Here is a 3048-nt window from a genome sequence, read left to right on the forward strand (position 1 = left end):
GTTCATTTTTCACATTAGAATATAGGTTAAGTCCTCGATCTATTAGTATCTGTCAGCTCCACGTGTCACCACGCTTCCACCTCAGACCTATCAACCTGATCATCTTTCAGGGATCTTACTTCCTTGCGGAATGGGAAATCTCATCTTGAGGGGGGCTTCATGCTTAGATGCTTTCAGCACTTATCCCGTCCGCACATAGCTACCCAGCGATGCCCTTGGCAGAACAACTGGTACACCAGCGGTGCGTCCATCCCGGTCCTCTCGTACTAAGGACAGCTCCTCTCAAATTTCCTGCGCCCGCGACGGATAGGGACCGAACTGTCTCACGACGTTCTGAACCCAGCTCGCGTACCGCTTTAATGGGCGAACAGCCCAACCCTTGGGACCGACTACAGCCCCAGGATGCGATGAGCCGACATCGAGGTGCCAAACCTCCCCGTCGATGTGGACTCTTGGGGGAGATAAGCCTGTTATCCCCGGGGTAGCTTTTATCCGTTGAGCGATGGCCCTTCCATGCGGAACCACCGGATCACTAAGCCCGACTTTCGTCCCTGCTCGACTTGTAGGTCTCGCAGTCAAGCTCCCTTGTGCCTTTACACTCTGCGAATGATTTCCAACCATTCTGAGGGAACCTTTGGGCGCCTCCGTTACATTTTAGGAGGCGACCGCCCCAGTCAAACTGCCCACCTGACACTGTCTCCCTGCCCGATAAGGGCAGCGGGTTAGAAGGTCAATACAGCCAGGGTAGTATCCCACCGATGCCTCCACCGAAGCTAGCGCTCCGGTTTCCAAGGCTCCTACCTATCCTGTACAAGCTGTACCAACATTCAATATCAGGCTGCAGTAAAGCTCCACGGGGTCTTTCCGTCCTGTCGCGGGTAACCTGCATCTTCACAGGTACTATAATTTCACCGAGTCTCTCGTTGAGACAGTGCCCAGATCGTTGCGCCTTTCGTGCGGGTCGGAACTTACCCGACAAGGAATTTCGCTACCTTAGGACCGTTATAGTTACGGCCGCCGTTTACTGGGGCTTCAATTCGCACCTTCGCTTACGCTAAGCGCTCCTCTTAACCTTCCAGCACCGGGCAGGCGTCAGCCCCTATACTTCGCCTTACGGCTTCGCAGAGACCTGTGTTTTTGCTAAACAGTCGCCTGGGCCTATTCACTGCGGCTTCTCGGGGCTTTAACACCCTAAGAAGCACCCCTTCTCCCGAAGTTACGGGGTCATTTTGCCGAGTTCCTTAACGAGAGTTCTCTCGATCACCTTAGGATTCTCTCCTCGCCTACCTGTGTCGGTTTGCGGTACGGGCACCTCTCACCTCGCTAGAGGCTTTTCTTGGCAGTGTGGAATCAGGAACTTCGCTACTAAATTTCGCTCGCCATCACAGCTCAGCCTTCACGGGAAACGGATTTGCCTATTTCCCAGCCTAACTGCTTGGACGCGGATATCCAATACCGCGCTTACCCTATCCTCCTGCGTCCCCCCATTGCTCAAATGGTGAGGAGGTGGTACAGGAATATCAACCTGTTGTCCATCGCCTACGCCTTTCGGCCTCGGCTTAGGTCCCGACTAACCCTGAGCGGACGAGCCTTCCTCAGGAAACCTTAGGCATTCGGTGGACGGGATTCTCACCCGTCTTTCGCTACTCATACCGGCATTCTCACTTCTAAGCGCTCCACCAGTCCTTCCGGTCTGACTTCACTGCACTTAGAACGCTCTCCTACCACTGTTCGTAAGAACAGTCCGCAGCTTCGGTGATACGTTTAGCCCCGGTACATTTTCGGCGCAGAGTCACTCGACCAGTGAGCTATTACGCACTCTTTAAATGGTGGCTGCTTCTAAGCCAACATCCTGGTTGTCTAAGCAACTCCACATCCTTTTCCACTTAACGTATACTTTGGGACCTTAGCTGGCGGTCTGGGCTGTTTCCCTTTCGACTACGGATCTTATCACTCGCAGTCTGACTCCCAAGGATAAGTCATCGGCATTCGGAGTTTGACTGAATTCGGTAACCCGGTAGGGGCCCCTAGTCCAATCAGTGCTCTACCTCCGAGACTCTTACCTTGAGGCTAGCCCTAAAGCTATTTCGGAGAGAACCAGCTATCTCCAGGTTCGATTGGCATTTCACCCCTACCCACACCTCATCCCCGCACTTTTCAACGTGCGTGGGTTCGGGCCTCCATTCAGTGTTACCTGAACTTCACCCTGGACATGGGTAGATCACCTGGTTTCGGGTCTACGACCACGTACTCATGCGCCCTATTCAGACTCGCTTTCGCTGCGGCTCCGCATCTTCTGCTTAACCTTGCACGGGATCGTAACTCGCCGGTTCATTCTACAAAAGGCACGCCATCACCCGTTAACGGGCTCTGACTACTTGTAGGCACACGGTTTCAGGATCTATTTCACTCCCCTTCCGGGGTGCTTTTCACCTTTCCCTCACGGTACTGGTTCACTATCGGTCACTAGGGAGTATTTAGCCTTGGGAGATGGTCCTCCCGGATTCCGACGGAATTTCACGTGTTCCGCCGTACTCAGGATCCACTCTGGAGAGAACAACATTTCAGTTACAGGGCTGTTACCTTCTTTGGCGGGCCTTTCCAGACCTCTTCGCTTATATCGTTCCTTTGTAACTCCGTATAGAGTGTCCTACAACCCCAAGAGGCAAGCCTCTTGGTTTGGGCTGTTCCCGTTTCGCTCGCCGCTACTCAGGGAATCGCATTTGCTTTCTCTTCCTCCGGGTACTTAGATGTTTCAGTTCCCCGGGTATGCCTTCTCATACTCTATGTATTCAAGTATGGATACTACTCCATTACGAGCAGTGGGTTTCCCCATTCGGAAATCTCCGGATCAAAGCTTGCTTACAGCTCCCCGAAGCATATCGGTGTTCGTCCCGTCCTTCATCGGCTCCTAGTGCCAAGGCATCCACCGTGCGCCCTTTCTAACTTAACCATTTCTTACTTTAGAAAGAATCACTATGTGTGATGAACTTTGCATTGCATTCAATGTGAATGTATTACTTATTGTTATCTAGTTTTCAAAGAACA

General features: G+C 52.5%; 1 rRNA gene. It reads right to left on the reverse strand.

Features of this window, described 5'->3' with window-relative positions:
- Positions 1-22: 22 nt before the first annotated feature.
- A 23S ribosomal RNA gene (locus ACTJJD_RS19290) occupies positions 23-2953 on the reverse strand.
- Positions 2954-3048: the final 95 nt, after the last annotated feature.

Source organism: Bacillus sp. 22446 (assembly GCF_052044955.1).
Taxonomy (GTDB): Bacteria; Bacillota; Bacilli; order Bacillales; family Bacillaceae; genus Bacillus; species Bacillus altitudinis.